Origin of the sequence: Arachidicoccus sp. BS20, assembly GCF_001659705.1 — a bacterium.
Classification (GTDB): Bacteria; Bacteroidota; Bacteroidia; order Chitinophagales; family Chitinophagaceae; genus Arachidicoccus.
This window is the reverse complement of record NZ_CP015971.1, coordinates 3217588-3239611: the sequence shown is the minus strand read 5'-3', so window position 1 is coordinate 3239611 and position 22024 is coordinate 3217588. Positions and strand designations below refer to the sequence as shown.

At 38.7% G+C, this 22024-nt stretch carries 21 protein-coding genes and 1 pseudogene; 10 read left to right on the top strand and 12 right to left on the bottom strand.

Annotated features, from left to right (window positions below; genetic code table 11):
• Positions 1–55: 55 nt before the first annotated feature.
• The 11 genes from A9P82_RS14055 to A9P82_RS14000 form a co-directional block, all read right to left on the bottom strand.
• On the bottom strand, positions 56–1327 hold the full coding sequence (locus A9P82_RS14055) for a replication-associated recombination protein A (protein WP_066208875.1): 1272 nt from the start codon (positions 1325–1327) through the stop codon (positions 56–58).
• Positions 1328–1383: 56 nt separating this feature from the next.
• Entirely contained in the window at positions 1384–2445 is a 1062-nt protein-coding gene (locus A9P82_RS14050) for a phosphotransferase enzyme family protein (RefSeq protein ID WP_066208873.1), read from the bottom strand.
• A 197-nt stretch (positions 2446–2642) separates the two neighbouring features.
• Complete coding sequence (locus tag A9P82_RS14045; protein ID WP_066208868.1) at positions 2643–3035, bottom strand: hypothetical protein; 393 nt, start codon at positions 3033–3035, stop codon at positions 2643–2645.
• A gap of 70 nt (positions 3036–3105) precedes the next feature.
• Entirely contained in the window at positions 3106–3816 is a 711-nt protein-coding gene (locus A9P82_RS14040; RefSeq protein ID WP_066208866.1) for a hypothetical protein, read from the bottom strand.
• Between the two features lie 44 nt (positions 3817–3860).
• Positions 3861–4412, bottom strand: coding sequence for an RNA polymerase sigma factor (locus tag A9P82_RS14035; protein WP_197492184.1), 552 nt, complete (start codon positions 4410–4412; stop codon positions 3861–3863).
• Positions 4413–4619: 207 nt separating this feature from the next.
• Positions 4620–5585, bottom strand: coding sequence for a transketolase family protein (locus A9P82_RS14030; RefSeq protein WP_066208864.1), 966 nt, complete (start codon positions 5583–5585; stop codon positions 4620–4622).
• A 70-nt stretch (positions 5586–5655) separates the two neighbouring features.
• Entirely contained in the window at positions 5656–6711 is a 1056-nt protein-coding gene (galE, locus tag A9P82_RS14025; protein ID WP_066208862.1) for a UDP-glucose 4-epimerase GalE, read from the bottom strand.
• An 86-nt stretch (positions 6712–6797) separates the two neighbouring features.
• Positions 6798–7364, bottom strand: a complete 567-nt coding sequence (locus A9P82_RS14020) for a hypothetical protein (protein WP_066208859.1) — start codon at positions 7362–7364, stop codon at positions 6798–6800.
• A 3-nt stretch (positions 7365–7367) separates the two neighbouring features.
• A complete protein-coding gene (locus A9P82_RS14015; protein WP_066208857.1) occupies positions 7368–8414 on the bottom strand; it encodes an agmatinase family protein in 1047 nt (348 codons plus the stop codon).
• Positions 8415–9011: 597 nt separating this feature from the next.
• Positions 9012–10175, bottom strand: a complete 1164-nt coding sequence (locus tag A9P82_RS14005) for a sensor histidine kinase (RefSeq protein ID WP_231891166.1) — start codon at positions 10173–10175, stop codon at positions 9012–9014.
• Between the two features lie 430 nt (positions 10176–10605).
• A complete protein-coding gene (locus A9P82_RS14000; protein ID WP_066208853.1) occupies positions 10606–11343 on the bottom strand; it encodes an MBL fold metallo-hydrolase in 738 nt (245 codons plus the stop codon).
• A gap of 168 nt (positions 11344–11511) precedes the next feature.
• Here A9P82_RS14000 and uvrB point away from each other — a divergent pair, with 168 nt between their 5' ends.
• The 6 genes from uvrB (at position 11512) to A9P82_RS13975 (ending at position 15850) form a co-directional block, all read left to right on the top strand.
• The gene (gene uvrB, locus A9P82_RS13995; RefSeq protein ID WP_066208849.1) at positions 11512–13560 is read left to right on the top strand and encodes an excinuclease ABC subunit UvrB; all 2049 of its coding nucleotides are present in this window, start codon (positions 11512–11514) and stop codon (positions 13558–13560) included.
• A 16-nt stretch (positions 13561–13576) separates the two neighbouring features.
• Positions 13577–13942, top strand: coding sequence for a hypothetical protein (locus A9P82_RS13990; RefSeq protein ID WP_066208847.1), 366 nt, complete (start codon positions 13577–13579; stop codon positions 13940–13942).
• A gap of 95 nt (positions 13943–14037) precedes the next feature.
• The gene (locus A9P82_RS15320) at positions 14038–14298 is read left to right on the top strand and encodes a hypothetical protein (protein ID WP_082915363.1); all 261 of its coding nucleotides are present in this window, start codon (positions 14038–14040) and stop codon (positions 14296–14298) included.
• Entirely contained in the window at positions 14280–14597 is a 318-nt protein-coding gene (locus A9P82_RS15315; RefSeq protein ID WP_156522708.1) for a hypothetical protein, read from the top strand. Before A9P82_RS15320 ends, A9P82_RS15315 begins: the two co-directional genes overlap by 19 nt.
• Before the next feature lie 66 nt (positions 14598–14663).
• The gene (locus tag A9P82_RS13980) at positions 14664–14894 is read left to right on the top strand and encodes a hypothetical protein (protein WP_156522707.1); all 231 of its coding nucleotides are present in this window, start codon (positions 14664–14666) and stop codon (positions 14892–14894) included.
• Between the two features lie 356 nt (positions 14895–15250).
• Positions 15251–15850, top strand: coding sequence for a hypothetical protein (locus A9P82_RS13975; protein WP_156522706.1), 600 nt, complete (start codon positions 15251–15253; stop codon positions 15848–15850).
• A 514-nt stretch (positions 15851–16364) separates the two neighbouring features.
• On the opposite strand, the pseudogene A9P82_RS15310 reads toward A9P82_RS13975, so the two are convergent.
• Positions 16365–16514: pseudogene (locus tag A9P82_RS15310) on the bottom strand (transposase); the annotation flags it as partial.
• Positions 16515–16752: 238 nt separating this feature from the next.
• On the opposite strand from A9P82_RS15310, the gene A9P82_RS13965 reads away from it, so the two are divergent.
• The 4 genes from A9P82_RS13965 (at position 16753) to A9P82_RS13950 (ending at position 21921) form a co-directional block, all read left to right on the top strand.
• Positions 16753–17709: a Fic family protein gene (locus A9P82_RS13965; RefSeq protein ID WP_066208839.1), complete on the top strand. Its 957-nt coding sequence runs from the start codon at positions 16753–16755 to the stop codon at positions 17707–17709.
• A 15-nt stretch (positions 17710–17724) separates the two neighbouring features.
• On the top strand, positions 17725–18408 hold the full coding sequence (gene lipB, locus A9P82_RS13960; protein ID WP_066208837.1) for a lipoyl(octanoyl) transferase LipB: 684 nt from the start codon (positions 17725–17727) through the stop codon (positions 18406–18408).
• Between the two features lie 246 nt (positions 18409–18654).
• Positions 18655–21078 (top strand): TonB-dependent receptor, encoded by a 2424-nt coding sequence (locus tag A9P82_RS13955; RefSeq protein WP_066208836.1) that lies wholly within the window; start codon positions 18655–18657, stop codon positions 21076–21078.
• 54 nt (positions 21079–21132) lie between these two features.
• Entirely contained in the window at positions 21133–21921 is a 789-nt protein-coding gene (locus tag A9P82_RS13950) for a hypothetical protein (RefSeq protein ID WP_156522705.1), read from the top strand.
• Positions 21922–22024: the final 103 nt, after the last annotated feature.

Here is a 22024-nt window from a genome sequence, read left to right as displayed (position 1 = left end):
TTTGAAAATGCTTGTGCCGATAATTATCAAATTATCACATCTTCAAATTTTCAAATTAATATCCATACTTCTCTTTCCACAACGTTCTCAAATATTTCCGCGTTTCTTCTTCCCTTGCGTTCTTGCCTGGCTCATAAAATTTCGTTCCTGAAATTTCTTCCGGCAAATATTCTTGTCCTGCAAAATTATGTTCATAATCATGCGCATATTCATAGCCTTTGTGATAACCCAAATTTTTCATCAGCTTGGTCGGCGCATTGCGCAAATGCAATGGCACAGGCAAATCTCCGGTTTGTTTCACAAAAGCCAAAGCATTATTAATGGCTACATAACTTGCATTACTCTTTACGCTGGAAGCCAGATATACCGCGCATTGCGATAGAATGATGCGCGCTTCGGGATAACCGATTTTGTTCACGGCTTCAAAGGTCGCATTGGCAAGCAGCAACGCATTTGCATTCGCATTGCCAATGTCTTCGCTCGCAAAAATGACCATGCGTCGTGCAATAAATTTTACATCTTCGCCACCTTCAATCATTCTTGCCAAATAATACACTGCAGCATTCGGGTCGCTGCCGCGCATACTTTTGATGAACGCAGAAATAATATCATAATGCTGTTCGCCTTTCTTATCGTACAAAGCAATTTTTTGCTGCGCAGTTTTTATTACTAAATCATTTGTAATGATTATTTCTCCTCCTTTGGAGGAGTTAGAGGAGGCTGTGAGTTCCAGTAAATTCAACAGTTTGCGCGCATCGCCGCCCGAAATATTAATTAAGGCTTCAGTTTCTTTTAATTCGATATTTAATTTTTGTAAATAAATATCTTGCTTAATAGCAACTTGTAACAATTCTCTCAAATCCACGTCAGTCAAAGGTTTTAGCACATAGACTTGTGCGCGGCTGAGCAAAGCCGAGTTCACTTCAAAAGACGGATTTTCCGTAGTCGCACCAATCAGAGTGATGACTCCTTTTTCAACAGCGCCGAGCAAAGCATCTTGCTGACCTTTGTTGAAACGATGAATTTCATCAATAAACAAAATTGCGCCTACTTGTTTCTTTGCATTATCCAACACTTCGCGCACTTCTTTCACGCCACTGCTAATGGCGCTCAATTGATAATACGGAACATTTAAAGTATGTGCGATAATATTTGCAATCGTGGTTTTGCCTACACCCGGCGGTCCCCACAAAATCATGGAAGGAACTTTGCCGGCTTCTATAGCCGTACGGAGAATACTGGCTTTTCCCGTCAAATGTTTTTGCCCGACTAATGCGTCCAAATTTTCGGGGCGCAGTCGTTCCGCTAATGGTGTTGAGGAATTCATTCAACAAAATTATTCATTCTGTAAGCGGAAAACAAAAGGAAAATATGTGAGTGAAATTAACTGCCGGAGTATATTTTCTTTTCGGACAAGTGTTTTGTATAGTCAATCAGCAATGTAAGCAGTTGAAACTGATTGGCAGCTCTGTCTTTATTTTGTTCGGGATAATCAATATGATAATAAATATCACTATTCAAATAGTCGGTAAGGAAACGCAGCGCCTGCATATATACGATAATTTTTCCCGACATATCAATGTCTTCCCATTCCTCTTTCGTTAAATAAAGTTGCATCGAATGGAGATAGCCGTCTTTTATAGCGGCATAGAAATCTTTCCGCACAATTAACTCATTTATATTTGTCTCATTCTCTGAAAGATTTGGTGCCATGGAACGAATCATATCTCCGAAATCTGAAAAATACAATCCGGGTTGTGTGGTATCTAAATCTATCGGACTATATATTTCACTCGTTCCCTCTTTAAAAAGAATATTGGCAATCTTACAATCGTGATGCAGCGTATGCAGCGGATATTGCTTTTTTGCTGAAGCAATTTTCTGATAATATTCTATGAACAATTTGTGGCTGTATGCCTGTTCAATAAAGCGTTTCGCTTCTTTCATTCTTTCCGGCACGGCTGCTTTGACAGCTGTTTCAAATTGTTTAAACCTGAAATCTAAATCGTGAAAACCGGGTAGAATAATCGACAATTTTTTTGTATCAAGGTCGGATAATTCTGCAGAAAATTTTCCAAAACAATTTGCGACTTGCCATGCTTCATCCGGATTGGAAGAAACTGCCGGACTATATGTATGCGGAATAAATTCAAAACAACGCCAAACAATATTATCATACGTGAATATGAGTTCTCCGTTGCGGGCAGGCACAATTTCGGGAAGATGAAAACCTCCTTTTTGCGATAAATGGCGCTGAATAATTCTATAATTTTTTTGGACAGCCAAAGGCTCTAAAAATACTTTTGTATTTATTTGTTGAAGCAAATAGCTGCCTCCTTTCTCAGGAGTGATTTTGTATGTCTGGTTAATTAATCCTGTTGACAATTTCCGTAGGTCGAATTTTTCATCAATACCAAAAGCCTCTGTTATTGCCGATGCCATCATTAATTTAATTTCTTTTGCCGTGTTTTATTTAAGATAAAGGTCTGCTTATTCGTCCAACAAAAATCAAACAAACGATTGCTCAAAATTAAGTGTATCAATAATATATAAAATAAAAAACAGCCAATGCGTAGAAACGCGCGGCTGTTGCTAACCTATGAAAAACACCTAAAAGTTAAATATCGTTTTTATATAAAATTTCATCTATGCTGCCTGTCATCTCTTCCTTTAAGTTCATTCTTCAGCATTATCCTATAAGTTCGTTCTGCCTTATAAACGTCGTTTGCACGCTCGTGTGAATGAAGGATATTTGCAAAAGCATTTCTGTAATTGTCTTTTATAATTGCAGCCTTTTCCATAAACACATCTTTATTTCCATTACTCTGCTGCCACGCCTTTCTTATTTCTGCATCATAACGGTTATAGATTGGCCAAAATGCTTTTGACTCCGGTACTGTTAATTTGAGTTGACGGGTAAAAAAGACTCTTTTTACTTCTTCGACTTTTTGCCTGTTTCTCAACGCAGTGTCCTGAGCTTGACAAAGATAAGAAGGAAAAACGAAGAGAGATAAAATTATAACAAATTTTTTCATAACAAATGAATTTTTAAATAAATCCTCCGAATAACCGTCAAAAATTGAGGATATATCCGCAATTCGAATATTAATAAATCGTAGGCGTTTTATCCAAATAATTTTCCATTTCGTCGTTCGACATTTCGCTCATGGCTTTTTTTGCTTCCTGCACGCCGGCTCCTTCGATAATTGTATCGTTGTCAGACGGGTCGGGAGTGTTCAGATAATTAGCAATTTCGTTGGTACTTATATTAGATAAATCTTCTTGAATGTTTGCACTATTATCAATAACCGATGCGTATGAACGGTGCTGTTTTTCCGAAGGGACTCCTCTGTTTTCTAAAAACAAACCACCACTTAAAACAACACCCGAAATAACTGCTGCCGCCACTGCCATACGCCATACATTTCTTCGTGGTCTTAGCTGAATTACTTTTGCACCGGCTTCTTCCATTATTGTCTTTGAAGGAATGTCAACTGTCAAATTATCAAAATAGCCATCCGGAACAGTATATACATTTCCTTTGGGCAAACTGTCAAGAAAAGAAAGGTCTTCTGCATCTTCAGAAGCCGTCTTTATTTTGTTTAATATCTTGTCGGGAAATGTCGAAAAATAATTATCCGGAAGAGAATAATGATTGTTCCTATCAAGACTTTTCAGGCGCAATGCCGAAAGCAGCTTCGTTGAAAATCCGGAAAAATAATCTTTAGGCACATTAAACAGCAAATCCGTCCTGTCAATATTTTGCAGGATGGAATCGTTATTCAACTCGTCCATATTTCTGTCTATTATTTCCATTTTCTGTTAAAATCTTCTGTTTGACGGCGAACAAGCATTAAAGTTTAATCCTCATTCCTGATATATTCTTCAATTTTTTTCGCCGCGTGATGATAGCTTGCTTTTAGTGCACCTTCACTCGTATCGAGTACTTTGCTCATTTCTTCATAAGGCATTTCTTCATAATACCGCAAATTAAATACGATACGCTGTTTTTCGGGCAACTTCTGAATAGCAAGTTGAAGTTTCCACTCCAATTTGTTCGCATCAAATCCATCATCGGCTTTGATTTTATTGGATAAGCCGCTTTCCATTTCGTCGAATGAAACCGATGATTTTCTTTTTTGCTGTTCCAAAAAAGTAAGGCATTCATTAGTAGCAATTTTGTACAGCCAGGTATATAAACGACTGTCTTCGCGGAAATTGCCCAATGCATTCCATACTTTGATAAAAACATTTTGCAGTACATCATCTGCATCGTCGTGATTTACAACCATACGACGAATATGCCAATACAACTTTTCCTGATATTTTTTTACGATACCGGTAAAAGCACGTTCTTTTGTTTCCTCTTGCCTGAAAAGGCTTAAGAGTTCTGCATCGTCCAGCTGCTGCATACAGACTTTTTCAATTTTAATTTATATAGTCCCAAATATAATAAAACCTGCCAAATTAAAGGCAGGTTTTATTCCACAGACATTTTATCGGGAAATATTATGCATTCTTTCGTTCGTATATATTTTTCGTTTGCAGCTTCGCTGTAATTGTTTTTTGCCGAACGGAAGCTCGCTTCACAATTTCTCTGCACGAGAAAACTATCATGCTCACTTTCTTGCGATAGCTTTTTCTGCAGCGTCCACAATGTAATGCGGCGTTAAGCCGTATTTTTCCAACAATTCTGCCGGCGTGCCGCTTTCGCCAAATGTATCTTTTGTTCCGATAAATTCAATCGGCACAGGAAAATTATTTGAAGCAACGTGTGCGACACTCTCGCCCAAACCGCCCCAAATATTGTGTTCTTCACAAGTAACGGCAGCTTTCGTTTTTGTAATAGATTTGATAATTGCCTCTGTATCCAAAGGTTTGATGGTGTGGATATTTACCACTTCCGCGCTGATGCCTTTTTCTGCCAAAGTTTTTGCGGCTACAATTGCGTTCCACACTAAATGCCCGCAAGCAAACAAAGTAACATCCGTTCCTTCTGCCAAAACCTGCGCTTTGCCTATTACAAAATCGCTTCCGTCAACCGGAGTAAAGTTTGCCCATTTTGGACGACCGAAGCGCAAATAAACCGGTCCTTTATAATCTGCAATCGCTTTTGTAGCCGCTTTAGTTTGATTGAAATCACATGGATTAATCACAGTCATTCCGGGCAGCATTTTCATCATACCAATGTCTTCCAGAATCTGATGCGTAGCGCCGTCTTCGCCTAAAGTAAGACCAGCATGGCTTGCACATATTTTTACGTTCTTTCCGCTGTATGCAACGCTTTGACGAATCTGGTCATATACGCGGCCTGTGCTAAAATTGGCAAATGTAGTTGTATATGGAATTTTTCCACCGATAGTCAAGCCTGCAGCTGCGCCAATCATGTTTGCTTCAGCAATACCAAACTCATGAAAACGGTCGGAAAATTCTTTTTGAAAAGGTCCTAACTTGAACGAACCTGCGAGGTCGGCAGTAAGAACAATAACGTCTTTATTAGTTTTTGCTACTTCATAAATTCCTTCGCCAAATCCTGCGCGGGTTTCTTTTTCATTCTGTACTTGAATATCTTGTAACGATGCCATAATGATAATTGATTTATAATATATTTTTCAAATTTGTCTGCAAGGTAATTCATTTCGTTTTAAATGAATATTAATTCAAAGCAGATTTTTGCGCCGTTGTAAGCAAGCCTTCTTTTTTCACTTTCTGCTCCCAAGCCCAAGCCGTTCGCATCATTTCTTTGAGGTCGTATTTTATTTCCCAGTTCAATGTATCCACCGCATATTGATTGTTGGCAAATATTGCCATAATATCTCCGGGACGGCGCGCGCCTATTATATAATTCAGCTTTTCGCCGCTTACTTCTTCAAATGCTTTAATAGCTTCGAGAACCGTAACGCCGTTGCCTGTACCGAGATTGAATACTTCGGTTTTGGATTGATTTTTATTTGCCAATAAATATTGCAAAGCCAATGTGTGTGCGTGCGCAATATCGGAAACATGAATAAAATCGCGGATACAGCTTCCATCCCGCGTAGGATAATCTGCACCGAAAACAACCATTTGGGGCAGTTTACCAATTGCTGTTTGTGTAATTGCAGGAACTAAGTTTTGCGGTCTGCCCAAAGGAATTTCGCCGATTTGATTAGACGGATGCGCACCCACAGGATTAAAATAACGCAAGAGAACAGTATTGGTTGACGCTATGTGTGCAAAATCGCGAATGATTTTTTCGCCCATTTGCTTGGTCGCTCCGTAAGGAGATTCGGCTTCCTTAATGGGCGACTGCTCAGTTACAGGAACCACATCCGGACTGCCGTAAACCGTGCAAGAAGACGAAAACACAAAATTTGGAATATTAAATTCACGCACACATTTCAATACGTTAATTAACGCTTCCATATTATTTTCATAATATTCCAAAGGTTTCTCTACCGATTCGCCTACAGCTTTATATGCCGCAAAGTGAATGATGCCCGTGATGTCCGCATTTTCCTGAAAGACGGCGCGGGTATCGTCAAAATTTTTTAAATCTACTTTATAATTTTTATAAGGTTTACCCGTAATTTTTGCGATGCCTTCGGCAAGCAATGTTGTGGAACGAGAGTTGTCGTCAATAGAAATTACTTCAAATCCGTTTTCCATTAAATCCACCGCCGTGTGCGCGCCAATATAGCCGCAACCGCCTGTAACCAATATTTTGCTCATTTGTCTTATTGTTTGAATGTGTGCTGTAAAATTAATTCAGAAAACAGAGATACCGAAGTTTTCTTCCATGAATCGTTCGTTATAATTTATTCGGTCAGATGTTTTTTGCAAAAAGCATTAAACTCGCTTTCCAAATCTTTTGAAACAACATCCTGTGTTTCTTTCTGAAATAATTTGTTGTTTTTAAAATCAAGCGTGAGCAAGCCGCCGTTCATCACAACATTATTTAATTCTTTCCACAAATAATTTTTTACGGGAATTGAATTAATAACAATGCCACTATCGTCAAAGCCTATTTCCAGCGGAAACTTAGCTTGTTTTTCCAACAATCCTGCAAGAATGTAAAATATGCCAATCCATGAAAAATATGAAGGCGAGGGAAGAAAAAGAAAACTTACGCCTACAGCAAACAATGCCAATCGATAGTAAACTTTCCCTTTTGAAAGATAACAATAAATCCTCCAAAACATCGTGAAAGCCGCAATAGTAAATGCAATAATTGCAGATTTCGTATCAACACGGGAAACAACCCAACCAATATAGAGCAATGCGCAAAAAGCAATCAACAGCAACAAGCGCGAAATCAAATCAATCGCATTGTTGCTGATATTTTTTTTCAGCGTAACGAGATAATCGTATTCTTTTGATGGCATAAATTAACTGTTGCTAAGCGTAAGCCAGTTGCACAATTGCCAAAGCACGCGCGCGCCCACATAAGCATCGGTGGTTACATGATTAGAGCCCACTTCGACCAAATCAAAGCCGATAATTTTTTTGCCTTTGGCAACCAGTTTTTTGATGAGATAAAATATTTGTGCAGTCTCAAATCCGCCCTGTACCGGCATTCCGGTATTAGGACAAAGTTTCGGGTCAAGCCCGTCAATATCAAAGCTGATATAAATATTTTGCGGAAGCTGTTCAATAATTTCGTCGGATATTTTTTGCCACGTTTCGCCCTCAAACATCCGCTCTTTAATACTTCTGTCTAAAAACGTGGTAATTCTGTCTTTATGCTCCTGAACATAATCCCATTCTTCTTCACAAAAATCGCGCACACCAATTTGTACCAATTTTGTAACCTGTGGAAGCTCGTTCAGCACATTGTACATAATAGACGCATGAGAATGTACGAAGCCTTCATAAGCTTTGCGCAACCCGCAATGCGCATCAATTTGCAAAATACCAAATTCGCCTTTGGTTTCGGCGAGCGCTTTTATAAAACCAAAAGGCGTGCTGTGGTCTCCGCCAAGTACGCCTACAAGTTTTCCTTTGTCCAATAAATTAATGGCACGTTCATATACCCAATTGTTCAGATATTCGCCGCCCTGATTTATTTCGCGAATACTTTTGCACATGAAAGTATTCTTTTCGACTTCGTCGCCGTGACAAATATAATCAACAAACAGCTCGGCTTCTTTGCGCAAATAATCACTCTTGGTAAGAATTTTCTTGTCCACATCGAGCATATAAAATCCCTTTTTCCAGCAATTTTGAAAATCGGGTTCAAACAAATCAATATGAAGACTTGCTTTTAAAACAGGCTCTATAGAACGCGCGGTGCCTGCGCCAAAGCTAACTGTAGTTTCCCAGGGAACAGGCAATATTACTACCTGCGCGTCTTCCACTGTATTAAAGGGCAAACCAAAAATACCGTTTTCCGGGTTACCTACTTCGCCGGGGTTAAAGGTTGATAAATCTACCATGACTTTGAAAATAAAACGCTGCAAAGTTATACAGCTTTTGGAAGATAATGCAGGATTGTTAAAGGATTTATGATTTTTATTATCAACAACGAATTTACTTTGTAAAATGGAACTTTTGCCGGCATTGAAAACAGAAAACCGGCGATTTTTTTAAAGGCCACAGATGAAGAGGTTTTATTTCAATATAAAAACCAAAAAATGCAATTTTTCAATCTCTCATTTTCCAACTAAATATATACACTACAAAGTTTGCTATTGTATATGCCCAACCAAAAGTAAGTTGGTCATTACTTTTATAAAATCCAATAATTGTATCTACAAAGCTATTTCCGCTAAGCCACGCTATTGCTATATTCATTACGATAATTGAAAGAATAAATGCTATTGGATAAGATGAATGAGTATTAAGTTTTAATAATGACACGAAAATCAAATTAAATACAAACAACGCAATCGAACCTGTTAAAAACAAAGGTATATAAAGCAAAATTTTTTCATATTCGTTATGAAGCAAAAGAAATATGTATGATATTAGAATTGATAATAAAAAAACTCTCGATGCATTTTTCATCATACTCTATTTTAATAAGTTGCGAATTACGCTTTCAACACAATCCTAAACGTCGTTCCTTTTCCAACTTCACTCGATTTTACAAAAATATTTCCGTGATGATATTCTTCAACTATTCTTTTAGTTAATGCCAAACCCAAACCCCAACCACGTTTTTTCGTCGTAAATCCGGGTATAAAAACTTTCTTGAATTGTGCGTGCGGAATGCCTTTACCCGTGTCGGAAACATCGATAAAAATATCATCCGCTTGTTGCTGAATTTTTATGCTGATAGCACCTTGTCCGTCCATTGCATCCAATGCATTCTTCAATAAATTTTCAATTACCCAATCAAACAAAGGCGCTGAAACTTGCGCGTAGAGCGGGTTTTGCGAAGCATCCACAGAAAAACGCACATTGCCGCCTGCACGTTTACGAATGTATTCGACCATATTTTGAATTTGCACCACAATATCTTTCCCTTCCAATTTCGGTACGCTGCCAATTTTTGCAAAGCGGTCGCTGATGAGTTTTAACCGCTGAATATCTTTGTCCATTTCCGGCACAACCGTTTCGTTGCCTTCTATATTTTTCAGTATTTCCGTCCAACCTTCGAGGCTCGAAACAGGCGTTCCGAGTTGATGCGCAGTTTCTTTCGCCATACCCACCCACAAACGGTTTTGCGTGCTTTTGTGCGCGTTTCTTTCCGCAACAATTAAGATGATGATGAACAGCGCAACTATCAATAATTGCACAATCGGGAAATACCGAAGTTCTTGCTGCAAGCGGCTTTCGCCGTAATAATATTTATTTTCAACATCATTCAGCTTAACCAAAATCGGTTCATGCAGTTTTTTGAATGAGGATAATTTTCTTTTTAAATAATTTTCATCATGTGCAATTTCTGTTGTATCAAGATTATTACTCGACACAATGCTGTCATGCTCATTCGTCTCAATGATAGGAATATCGCGATTTTCAGAAGAAATTAATGATGAAAGATTTAAGTTTGTTTGCGAAGAAGTATCAGCAATTTCTTTTTGTGCTTCTACCCAAATGTGCATTTCTTTTTCTTCAATCTTTGCGAGTTTTTCGGAAAGATGGCGCGAATAAAACAAGCTGCCAATCACTATCGCAACAGCAATCAGCACAAGCACATAACGCCAATTCAAAAGGTTTTGGAACATATACAAATGTAAGGTTTGTTTCACGCAAAGAAAATTTTCTCACAGAGTACACAAAGAAATAAAGACACAGAGAATAGATTCTTTTACAATTACCACCTTTGTGTCTTTGCATGAAACCCAAAATTTTCCCGATTTCGTAAATGGTTTTTCCCGATTTCGTAAATGAAGTGAGCAAGAGCAATCTATTTTTGCAGCAGTTCTTACAATAAATGCATATCACAATTTGAATAGTGGTGGCGCTTTAGTCTTATCGCGCCACTAAAAAAAATCTCAAAAGTTATAAACTAAATCAACCACATAGAAACATAGCTTTTGGCATAGTTGAACGAAGCGAAAATAAAGCAACACATTAGATTTTCATCTTCGATGAAAATACTATGATTTCTTGTTCGTTCAAATATCAATCACATTTTAATTCTTATTCTTAAAACAAACTTTCTATGTGTCTATGTGGTTAAAATTTAAACATTGGCGATTTCACATCGTGATAAAACAAGAACGTCCATTTTTCCTGCTCGCCCTGCGTCCACCACTGCTGCCGAAGCTCCATACATTTTCTTCCGTCAAAATCATATTTGGCAATATATCGCTTGCGCATTTGTCCGAGTTGCGGAGCATCATCGCCGCCGAAGAAAACAGTTTCATTATCTTCTTGAATCCAGAATACCTGATGAAAAGGAGAATGTGCTCCGGTCAAATGATACGAAATATAATCATCAATTTTTCCGTCGCCGTTGAGTAAAACCGTTTGCGGATTATCTTTCAGAATTTCAACATCTTCTTTTTTATAGGAAGGATGATTTCCGTTTAATGCAAAGTCCAATTCCTGTTCCTGCACATAATATTTTGCATTGGGAAAAGATAATTTTCTTTCGCCGTTTCCATCTTCAAAACTGATGCCGCCCGAATGGTCTTTGTGCAAATGCGACATCAATACTTTGGTTACTCCATTCGCACCAATACCTTGCTGCATCAATATTTCGTGGATTTGCAGTTTTCCGTTTTGCATAAAGCCCAAGCCTGTATCGAGCAACAAAATATCTTTTGAAGTGATGACAAGAAACGGTTGAATTTCTACCAGCAAACTGCCGACAGCGCGCTCTTGCAGATTGTCTTTTTCGGAATTAAACGGAATGAATTTTTTACTTGCATCAATGGTAAATGCGCCTTCTGAAAGCGGAATGATTTTCATGGTGCAAAGATATTTCATTTGCCACGAAGACACAAAAACACGAAGTAACACAAAGTAATTTCCTTTGTGCCTCTTAGCGACTTATTTTCTTTGTGGCAAAAAGTTCTCGCGACATCCATTTTCAAATTATCCCATTCTCAAATTTTCAAATTGGCGTAGCTTTGTCTTATGCCTTTCGAACTTCATTCCGAATACAAGCCGTCGGGCGACCAGCCGTCGGCAATCAAGCAATTGACCGAAGGACTCAACAGCGGCGAGCAGTTCCAGACTTTGCTCGGCGTTACGGGTTCGGGCAAAACGTTTACGATGGCGAACGTGATTCAAAACGTTCAGCGTCCCACACTCGTTTTGACGCATAACAAAACTTTGGTGGCGCAGTTGTACGGCGAGTTTAAGCAATTTTTTCCGAATAATGCCGTCGGTTATTTCGTGAGCTATTACGATTATTATCAGCCCGAAGCGTATATGCCCGTGAGCAACACCTACATTGAAAAAGATTTGAGCATTAATGAAGAATTGGACAAACTTCGTTTGCAGGCGATGGCGCAGTTGTTGAGCGGACGGCGCGACATTGTGATTGTTGCGAGCGTGAGCTGCATTTACGGTATCGGAAATCCCGAAGCGGTGGAAAACGGCATCATTCGCATTCACAAAGGGCAGGCAATTTCGCGGCAAGGATTTTTACATTCGTTGGTCAATTCATTGTACAACCGCACGCAGGTTGATTTTGTTCGCGGCAGTTTCCGCGTGAAAGGCGATACGGTCGATATTAATTTGCCTTATGTGGATTATGGCTATCGCATCACGTTTTTTGACGATTATATCGAGAGCATCGAAACCATTGACGTGATTACGAATATGCGCATTGCGCGTACCGATAACGCTGCGATTTTTCCTGCGAATTTGTATCTCGCACCGCAAGACATGATGCAGCAAATCACGTATGAAATTCAGGATGAAATGATGGCGCAGGTAGATTATTTTACCCGACAAAATAAACTGATTGAAGCGCAGCGCATCAAAGAGCGCGTGGAATATGATTTGGAAATGATGCGCGAACTCGGCTATTGTAACGGCATTGAAAATTATTCAAGATTTTTCGACCGCCGCGCGGCGGGAACAAGACCTTTCTGTTTGCTCGATTATTTCCCGAAAGATTTTGTTTGCGTGATTGATGAAAGCCATCAAACCATTCCGCAAATCGGCGGAATGTTCGGCGGCGACAGAAGCCGTAAATTAACGTTGGTGGAATACGGTTTTCGCCTGCCGAGTGCGATTGATAACCGTCCATTGAGCTTTAATGAATTTGAAAACATGATTGGTCAAACGGTTTTTGTTTCGGCTACGCCGGGCAATTACGAATTGGAAAAAACAGGCGGCGTTGTGGTGGAACAAATTGTTCGCCCGACAGGTTTGCTTGACCCGCCGATTGAAGTGCGTCCGAGCATTAACCAGATTGATGATTTGTTGGACGAAATTGATAAGCAGGTTAAAAAAGGCGGGCGCGTTTTGGTTACGACTTTGACCAAACGCATGGCGGAAGAAATGGATAAATACCTGCACAAAATCAATATCAGTTCCAAATACATTCACAGCGACGTGGACACGCTCGACCGAGTGGAAATATTGCGCCAGCTGCGTTTGGGCGAGATTGACGTACTCGTTGGCGTGAACCTTTTACGTGAAGGTTTGGACTTGCCCGAAGTTACGTTGGTTGCCGTGTTGGATGCGGACAAAGAAGGATTCTTAAGGAACGAAAAATCGCTTACGCAAACCGCAGGACGCGCGGCGCGCAACGCGGAAGGCAAGGTTATTTTTTACGCCGATAAAATTACGATGAGTATGCAGCGCACGATTGATGAAACCAATCGTCGCCGCGAAAAACAGATTGCTTATAACACCGAACACAACATTATTCCGAAAACGGTTGCTAAAAGTAAAGAACAGGTTTTTGCGCAGACTTCTGTTTTGGATATTAAAGGTTTTGACGAACACAGAAGTTATGCAATCGGTTATGACGACGATATTGTGCAAAGACAAGTTGCCGAAGACGAAGTTGAATACAAACCTAAACGCACCATTCCCCAACTCGAAAAAGCGATTGCCCAAACCAAAAAGAAAATGGAAAAAGCCGCGAAAGATATGGACTTTATGGAAGCTGCGAAACTAAGAGATGAGATGATTGCGATGCAGCAGGAGTTAGAAAGGATGAAGTGAATTTAAAATACCTTATATGAAATATGCAATTGAATACAAACGCGAATTAAATCAAAACGAAGTTGAGATTATAAAGTTTTTATTAGAAAAAGAAAAAACCGAATTATTATCTAATATAAATAATCTCAAGGTAATAGGAAGGTGTGGTTGTGGCAATTGCCCGACTATTATGTTAGGAAATTCTTTTAATGATACTATTAGAACAAATCAACCAATTATTGCAGACTATTACGGTAAAGATAAAAATGGCTATGTTAATGGCGTTATTTTATATGGCAATAATGAAATATCTGAATTAGAATTTTACTCAATGGATGGAAAGGCGGAGAAAGTTGAAATACCGATAATTGATACGTTGAAAAAGATAAAAAGTAATGAGTAGTTTTGCACGAGCTGTTCGACTTATTCCGCAGGGCAAGTCTGTTGCCTTGGTTCGTGTCCTCACGAACCAGCAAAACTCACGAAAATATCTTCAATATGGACAAAAGTATATTCATACCCAAGCGCAAATCGTATATGGAAATCGGCGATATATTCTTTTGGACAGCGACCATTAATAATTGGTACCGGCTTTTGGAAAATAATTTGTATAAAGAAATAATTATCGGTTCATTGAATTATTTGAATGAGAAAGGTATTGCGGATATTTTTGCTTTTATCATTATGCCGAATCATGTGCATTTTATTTGGCGTGCAAAACATAAAAACGGAAAGAAACCGTGCAAGGCTCTTTCTTGAAATACACGGCTCATGAATTTAAAAAACTGTTGCTTAAAACTAATCCCGGAAAGTTACATTTGTATAAAGTAAATGCGATAAACAAGCATTATGAATTTTGGCAACGCGACCCGTTGGCAATTCACTTGTTTACACAGGAAGTTGCTTATCAAAAGTTGGATTATTTGCATAATAATCCTTTGGCAGAACATTGGCAATTGGTTAATCATCCTTGCGACTACAAATATTCAACGGCGAGGTTTTACGAAGATGGTAAAAAAGATTTTTCTTTCATAAAAGATTTGAGAAATGAATTTTAATATTTTTTGATAGGTTTATAAGTGGTTCGTGAGGACACGAACCATGGCGGGAATAAAAAGCATAAAATGAATGAAATAATAGAAATATTAAGAAAAAAGTTTTCAATTACAAAAATTATAATTGAAAACTTTACCAAATTGAATATGGAAATGTCCATATACATTGAATTAGAGCTTGAAGAAAATAAGTTTAAAAGGATTGTATTTAAGAATGTGTCTGGATTAGAGATAAGCTCAGAAAATTATTCTTGTTCTGAACTATCTTCAGTTATAATTCAAGATATACCTAAAAAATAGTGGGAAAATATTGACTATCAAGTTATGATATCTGAAGATGCAATGAGATTTTATTGCAAAGAGCTAAAGATAATAGATTAATTTAGGAAGCGTATCGGTAGGGTAATGTATCAGATATGTTGATATTCTCTGTAATGCTTATGGGGCGTGAATTGTAACTGATTAAGAAAATATAAAACAGTATTGTATGGAAAGGATAATTACGGCGGCATTGAATTTTAAGGCATAAAAACCCCTTTAATGAAGGAAGTCTGTTGTAGTGTATCAAATATGTTGATGTTTGTGAACTTATAAAGTTCAGGATAAACTAATTAATTTACAATTAAACTATACTTTTAATTTTAAAAATGCAAATTATGTTCAAAAAAGTTATTCTGTTTTTTTCAATTGCTTTCATATCTGTTAACGTAAAGGCACAGTTCGGCGCTCCCATGCCAACGACAATCCATACACCTTACGGCAACGTAACTACTTATCAAAATACTTATATGCCGTTTTATTTTGGCGGCGGTAAAGGTGTATCATTTAAAAAGTATAACTATACTGTCGTATTAAAGAACGATTACACATTTACAGGCAAAGGAAAAATGCACAGTAAAAAAGGGATTACTTATTTAGTATTAAAAGGCAAAGACGGGGAAAAAGAATTTTATCCGGCTGATACAAAAGAAGCTTACATCATAGGAGATGGAGGGATAAAGATTTCAGGGATTCCTTCATTTAACGATTCCTGCTGGCTTTTCAAAGTTTCCGAAGGAAGGATCAATGAATTTGCTATTGTGCCTGAATTAGGAACTCCTTATATATCTGCTGTACAAAAAGGAAATGGCGCTCCAATTTTAAAAATTACGAAAGAAAATATTATGCCATTGGTCAATGATAATCCTAAAGCGTTAAGGAAAGCAGAGAAAGATAAATTGAACAACGCGCTGGATATTTACAATCACGGCAAATAAGTTTATTTCCCAAGAGAATGCGAACTATTATTGACGGGAATTATCATTTCTATTTACATTTTATCTGAAGAGAGGCCTTGGGGAGCGGCTGCAAGTATAATCTATGGAGCAGGAGAAAATCAAATATGGAATATAAATAAAAAGTAAATAATATGATTTTATATAAAAGATTCTGCTGTTCTATATATTGTTTTTTAAAAGACAAAGCTCATTCGGATATTCCAGTTTTTGCAACATTTATGTTTATTTTGTTTTTATTTGTTTTATTATTTTATGGATTAGATGCTTTATTATTTTTGATATTCAAAACTCCATACATTTTCACAGAACATATTATGTATTTAATAGTAGGAATATTTGGCATTCTAAATTATATACTAGTATTCAAGAATAATGAGTTTTTACAATATACCTCAAAACGATTGAATCCAATTTTAACATTTATTGTAATTATAGCTATTTTTGCAGGTGGTTTAGGATTGATATTGTATGTAGGTCCTAGAAATATTAGTGGTCATGTACTCAGTTCGTCCCAATTATCCCGCCAGGATTTTATAGCATAGGCATATTTGCTTTTCCATTTCTGTTCAAAATCACTAAGGGCTGCAAGAGCTGCCTCCTTGTTGGGTGCGGTATAGATTGCCTTCATATCTTTTGTAAATTCCTTCTTGTCTTTCTATACCACATAACTCACGCTGTTCGACTTGTTCCGCAGGGCAAGTCGAACGACAGATAAAACAGGATTTCCAAATCCTGCATATCTACGGTTCAGGATGCGCTGCACTAACATCCTGAACACTGAACAGCGACAGCAAAAGACATAACCAACGAAAACACAAATAATTTTTCCATTTTTTTTATAAATTATTAACTTTGATAGTATCAAATGATATTATCATAAAATGAAACCGCCATACACCATTACCGATAAAATATTGCATTCTGTTGTCGCTGTTTCGGAAAAAATAGGCGCTGTCAACATTTCCCATTTGTATAAGCCCGCAACAGAACTGCGCAAAAAGAACCGCATAAAAACCATTCAATCTTCATTGGAAATTGAGGGAAATACTTTGACGGAAGAACAAATTACTGCATTATTGGAAAACAAGCGCGTGATTGCGCCAAAGAAAGATATTATCGAAGTAAAAAACGCCATAAAGGTTTATGCTCAATTGCAAAAATTCAATCCATATCAACTGAAAGATTTAGAAAGAGCGCACGCAATTCTGATGAACGGACTGATTGACAATGCAGGCAAATTAAGAACGAAGAATGTAGGTATTGTAAAAGGTTCGCAGGTTAAACACCTTGCTCCAAACGGAACAATGGTTCGCGGCTTAATGAAAGATTTATTTGCTTACCTGAAAAACAGCAAAGAACTATTGCTCATCAAAAGCTGCGTGTTTCATTATGAGTTTGAATTTATTCATCCGTTTATTGACGGCAACGGCAGAATGGGCAGATTGTGGCAAACATTAATTTTAATGCAACAATATCCTGTGTTTGAATTTTTGCCTGTTGAGCATTTGATTAAGCAACGCCAGAAAACATATTATGCAAAGCTTTCCGAAGCAGACAGCAAAGGCAATTCTACGCCGTTCATCGAATTTATGTTGGACATTATTTCGGAAGCATTGGACGAACTTCTTCAATCGCAAAACAAAACCCTTTATGCAGAAGACAGAATACAATTATTCAAAGAAAAAATCGGCAAAAATAAATTCGTAAGAAAAGATTATCTGCAAGCATTTAAGCACATTTCCGCGCCTACGGCAAGCCGCGATTTGAAATGGGCAACGGAACAAAATATCATCATCAAATTCGGCGAACAACGATTAACAGAATATCGGTTTAAATAGAATTATCTTTGCCTTATGAATCGTGTACTTTTCAAAGATTTGGGCAAAATGCCATACAAAGCCGCGTGGGATTTTCAGGAAGAAAAATTGTTACAGAAATCCGCTTTAAAACGCGAAGGCAAAGCCGACGAAATTACCAACGAACTGTTCTTTGTAGAACACAATCACGTTTATACTTTAGGCAAAAGCGGACATGAAGAAAATGTGTTACTGAATGAAGAACAATTGGCAAAAAAAGGCATCGAATATTTTCGCAGCAATCGCGGCGGCGATATTACCTATCACGGTCCGGGACAAATTGTTGGTTATCCTATTTTTGATTTGGAACAATTCAAGACAGATTTGAGTTGGTACTTGCGCAGTCTGGAAGAAGTCTTCATTCGCACCATTGCGGAATACGGCATTAAAGGCGAGCGCAGCAAAGGCGAAACCGGCGTGTGGATTGAACCCGACCGCAAAGGTTACGAACGCAAAATATGCGCGTTGGGCATTCGATGCAGCCGATGGATTACAATGCACGGCTTCGCACTCAATGTGAACACCAATTTAGATTATTTCAACTTCATCATTCCCTGCGGCATCCAAAACAAGCAGGTTACTTCCATTCAGAAAGAATTAGGCAAAACAGTTCCGATGGAAGAAGTAAAAGAAAAAATAAAACGCCATTTCAAAGACATCTTTGAATTAGAATTAGCTTAACCACAACGCTAAAATAAAATTGGAATTCTCTTTTGTGCCTGAGAAAAGGTGGCGAACCGCACGCATTTATATTTCAAATTTTCTATAAAGGGGCAACCCTACACGGCAAAAAGTTTCTAAAAAATTTAATGTATCCCTAAAAATTACAAGAAAACTTTAAGAATTTTTTGTTACACCGTTGCAATTTGTATCTATATTTGCAAAATGCAACATTATTGCATTTATTAAATTATTATTCAAGTCGTAATGATAAGAGCAACAACGCTGTCAATTCTTCTCATCAATTTGTTTACGTTTACTGTGGCAAAAGCGCAAAATAAAAGTTACAAACTTTCGCTTTATATCAAAGACAAAGTGGCCGGTCAGTTGTTGTCCGGAACTACGGTGCGCATTAATGGCGAAGGGTTTACAACAAACGACAGCGGGAAAATCATTATACAAAGAAATTCTCTGAAAAATTTTCACGCGGTTTTTTCTCACGTCGGATACGACAAGCTCGATGCGCATTTTTATCCAAAAAATTCTGTTGAAACAGATACCGTTTTCCTCACACCTGATGACGGCAAGTTGCAGGAAGTAACCGTTAACGGATACATTATTACCAACGGCGTAAACGCCATTGCACCTGCTACCACTTTGACTCAAAGCGATTTGGACAAAACGCGCGGCGAGAGCCTTGCTCATTTGTTACAGACCATTCCCGGCGTGAATATGCTGCAAACTGGCAACACAATTGCCAAACCTGTAGTAGATGGACTTTATGGTAACCGCGTACTGGTCATCAACAATGGCGTTCGTCAGGAAGGACAACAATGGGGCGCAGAACACGCGCCGGAAGTGGACCCGAATATCGCCAGCGACATTACTGTTGTAAAAGGCGCAGACGCCGTGCGCTATGGCGCGGAAGCATTGGGCGGCGTTATATTGCTTAACCCGGCGCCATTGCCTTACAACGACCCTACGTTGCATGGAGAAGTAAATATTAATGGCGTTTCCAACGGTCGCGGCGGCTCAGGCTCTGCCATGCTGAACAGCAGCTTTAAAGGCATACCGCAACTGGCTTGGCGACTTCAGGGTTCCTATTCAAAGTTGGGAAACTATCAAACAAAAAATTATTTTTTAGAAAACAGCGGCACCGAGCAAAAGAGTTTCTCCGGTACAATAGGCTATCAGGGAAAACATTTCGGTGGTCAGGTTTTTTACAGCCGTTTCCAAACAAGCCTTGGCATATTCATCGGTTCGGATATTGGCAGCATCGACGACTTGATTAGAATGATACATTCAAGAGGCAGCCAATACGCAAAAGGAAATTTTTCTTACAATTACAGCGCACCGTACCAAGCCGTAATACACCAATTGTTGAAAGGCAGTGTTTATTATAATACCGATGATGGCAGCCGATTTGAAGTAAACTACAACCTTCAAACCGACCACCGGCGTGAGTTTGACCGCCGTCGCGGAGACAGAAGCACTCTTCCCATCAATGACTGGATACTCCATACCAACACGCTGGAAGGCACGTGGCAAAAAACTTTTTCGGAAAAATGGCATACTACTACAGGCATAAACTTACGTGCGCAAAGCAATTACAACGACACCATTACTTTATCCAATCCATTTATTCCAAATTACAGCGCCAACTCAGTCGGTGTTTTCGGCATCGAACGCCTTGACTTAAACGACAAGATAGAATTAGAAGCCGGAGCAAGATTCGATTACCAGAAGTTCAACGCGGCTTCCAAGCGTTTCTTATACCAATATTACGACAGCTTAGGCAATGTAATACCTACTGAACAGGTGCCTTACTACGATGGAATTCCTTCACTACGAGGAGCTTACCATGAATATGGCGGAGACAGGAAGTTTGGCAGTTTTTCTTTTATTACAGGCGCCTTGTGGAAAATAAACAACATCTGGAATATCCGCTCCAATATCGGACTGGCTTGGCGCACACCCAACCCGGAAGAATTATATGCCTTTGGTCTGAATCAAGGAGCCAACAAATTTGAATATGGCGACAGCACATTGAGTAGTGAGCACGGTTATAAATGGATTACGACCCTTACAAAAGCAGGAGACAGGTTTTCTTTTGCCGCTAATATTTATTTACAATATATACAAAATTATATCTATCTAAATCCAACCGATTCCTTTACAAAAACGGTTACGGGCTATTATCCTGTTTTCCGGTATGTACAGACGAATGCTTTTTTCAAAGGACTGGATTTTGACGGCAGGTACAGCTTTGGCAACGGTGGCAAATTATTCCAGTACGAATTAAAGGCGTCGCTGGTAAGGGCTTACGATCTTACAAAAGATGCTTATCTTCCCAATATACCTGCTGACAGATATACCAATAGCCTACAATGGAATATCCCTTCGTCAAAAAAAATTACGGACAATTTTATACAGGTCAATTATATGTATGTTACCAGACAAAGCCGCTATGAACCCAACAGCGATTATGCACCGCCACCCGGCACGTATGGTTTGTGGGGACTATCTGCAGGTACTAAATTTTTACTGGGCGATGGCAGTAAATCTCTGACCGTTGACCTTTCCGTAGATAATCTGTTCAATATCGCGTATCGCGACTATCTGGACAGCTGGCGATATTATACTGATGAAATCGGTAGAAACGTTCAGCTACACGCAGTTTTCAGGTTTTAAATCAAAATAATATAATAAAAACAAGTATTACTCATCATCTAAAATGCAAAAACAATGAAAAAGAAAAATCTCTTATTCTCAACGACAGCAATGCTTTCAGGCGTCTTACTGTTCAGCTCGTGCTCAAAAACACCTTCTGATGAAGGACAGAAAATAGCGCCGCAGGAATTTTATTCTTCTACGGAATTAGTCGTAACACCCGGACACTTAACAGATACTACGAGCGCTCTTCCCGCTTTTACTGCAGACGGGGCTTCACAAACGTACTATGTAGATGCGCTTGGACAGTATTATACCATCAATGGTACAGATACATCTAAAGCAGAAACGCCCACACTAACCTTTTCAGCAGACCATGATTACCAGTTCCAAATCAATTTCCGTGATGAAGACGGGCAAATAAGCAACGATGAATACACCGACGAATCCAGCGATGAAGACGGTGCTGCCATCCACCAATTCTTCTTTGTGCCGGTAGCATCCGGCAGTGTAACCCCGGTAACCCAGACAAATGACGACGGAGACAAAATCGACGGATACGTAAATCTTACCGGTCTTGAAGACCATGGCGGATTGAGTTATTTCTATGGAGATAAAGGCACTAAATATCCTAATCAGATGATAGGATTAAACGGCTATTTCCATGTCTTAAAAGCGGGAGAAAGCTTTGATATGGTAGTGGATTTAAGACATGGCATACAGGATAAATTTTCGCATAATTATCCTTGGTATGATGCCGACTTTTCTTCAACAAACCCGGATAATGTAGTGGATGTGAACCAGCCATACGGCGCAACGGATTTTGCGACACTATTCCATATGCACGTGCAGACAACAAATTAATCCGTCTTCTGTATTTTTCTTTGATAATGATAAAGCCTGTTCGCAAAAGAACAGGCTTTATCATTATCATTGGTCATTGGATAAATTGATAAGAATGATTCAT

Coding starts and splice junctions, on each gene's coding strand:
- A9P82_RS13980 (WP_156522707.1), top strand. CDS start 14,664: ATGAATGAAATAATAGAAATATTAAGAAAAAAGTTTTCAATTACAAAA.
- A9P82_RS15320 (WP_082915363.1), top strand. CDS start 14,038: ATGGACAAAAGTATATTCATACCCAAGCGCAAATCGTATATGGAAATC.
- A9P82_RS14050 (WP_066208873.1), bottom strand. CDS start 2,445: ATGATGGCATCGGCAATAACAGAGGCTTTTGGTATTGATGAAAAATTC.
- A9P82_RS13955 (WP_066208836.1), top strand. CDS start 18,655: ATGATAAGAGCAACAACGCTGTCAATTCTTCTCATCAATTTGTTTACG.
- A9P82_RS14015 (WP_066208857.1), bottom strand. CDS start 8,414: ATGGTAGATTTATCAACCTTTAACCCCGGCGAAGTAGGTAACCCGGAA.
- A9P82_RS14045 (WP_066208868.1), bottom strand. CDS start 3,035: ATGAAAAAATTTGTTATAATTTTATCTCTCTTCGTTTTTCCTTCTTAT.
- A9P82_RS14055 (WP_066208875.1), bottom strand. CDS start 1,327: ATGAATTCCTCAACACCATTAGCGGAACGACTGCGCCCCGAAAATTTG.
- lipB (WP_066208837.1), top strand. CDS start 17,725: ATGAATCGTGTACTTTTCAAAGATTTGGGCAAAATGCCATACAAAGCC.
- A9P82_RS14000 (WP_066208853.1), bottom strand. CDS start 11,343: ATGAAAATCATTCCGCTTTCAGAAGGCGCATTTACCATTGATGCAAGT.
- A9P82_RS14020 (WP_066208859.1), bottom strand. CDS start 7,364: ATGCCATCAAAAGAATACGATTATCTCGTTACGCTGAAAAAAAATATC.
- A9P82_RS14035 (WP_197492184.1), bottom strand. CDS start 4,412: ATGCAGCAGCTGGACGATGCAGAACTCTTAAGCCTTTTCAGGCAAGAG.
- A9P82_RS14040 (WP_066208866.1), bottom strand. CDS start 3,816: ATGGAAATAATAGACAGAAATATGGACGAGTTGAATAACGATTCCATC.
- A9P82_RS13950 (WP_156522705.1), top strand. CDS start 21,133: ATGAAAAAGAAAAATCTCTTATTCTCAACGACAGCAATGCTTTCAGGC.
- A9P82_RS13965 (WP_066208839.1), top strand. CDS start 16,753: ATGAAACCGCCATACACCATTACCGATAAAATATTGCATTCTGTTGTC.
- galE (WP_066208862.1), bottom strand. CDS start 6,711: ATGAGCAAAATATTGGTTACAGGCGGTTGCGGCTATATTGGCGCGCAC.
- uvrB (WP_066208849.1), top strand. CDS start 11,512: ATGCCTTTCGAACTTCATTCCGAATACAAGCCGTCGGGCGACCAGCCG.
- A9P82_RS13975 (WP_156522706.1), top strand. CDS start 15,251: ATGTTCAAAAAAGTTATTCTGTTTTTTTCAATTGCTTTCATATCTGTT.
- A9P82_RS13990 (WP_066208847.1), top strand. CDS start 13,577: ATGAAATATGCAATTGAATACAAACGCGAATTAAATCAAAACGAAGTT.
- A9P82_RS14030 (WP_066208864.1), bottom strand. CDS start 5,585: ATGGCATCGTTACAAGATATTCAAGTACAGAATGAAAAAGAAACCCGC.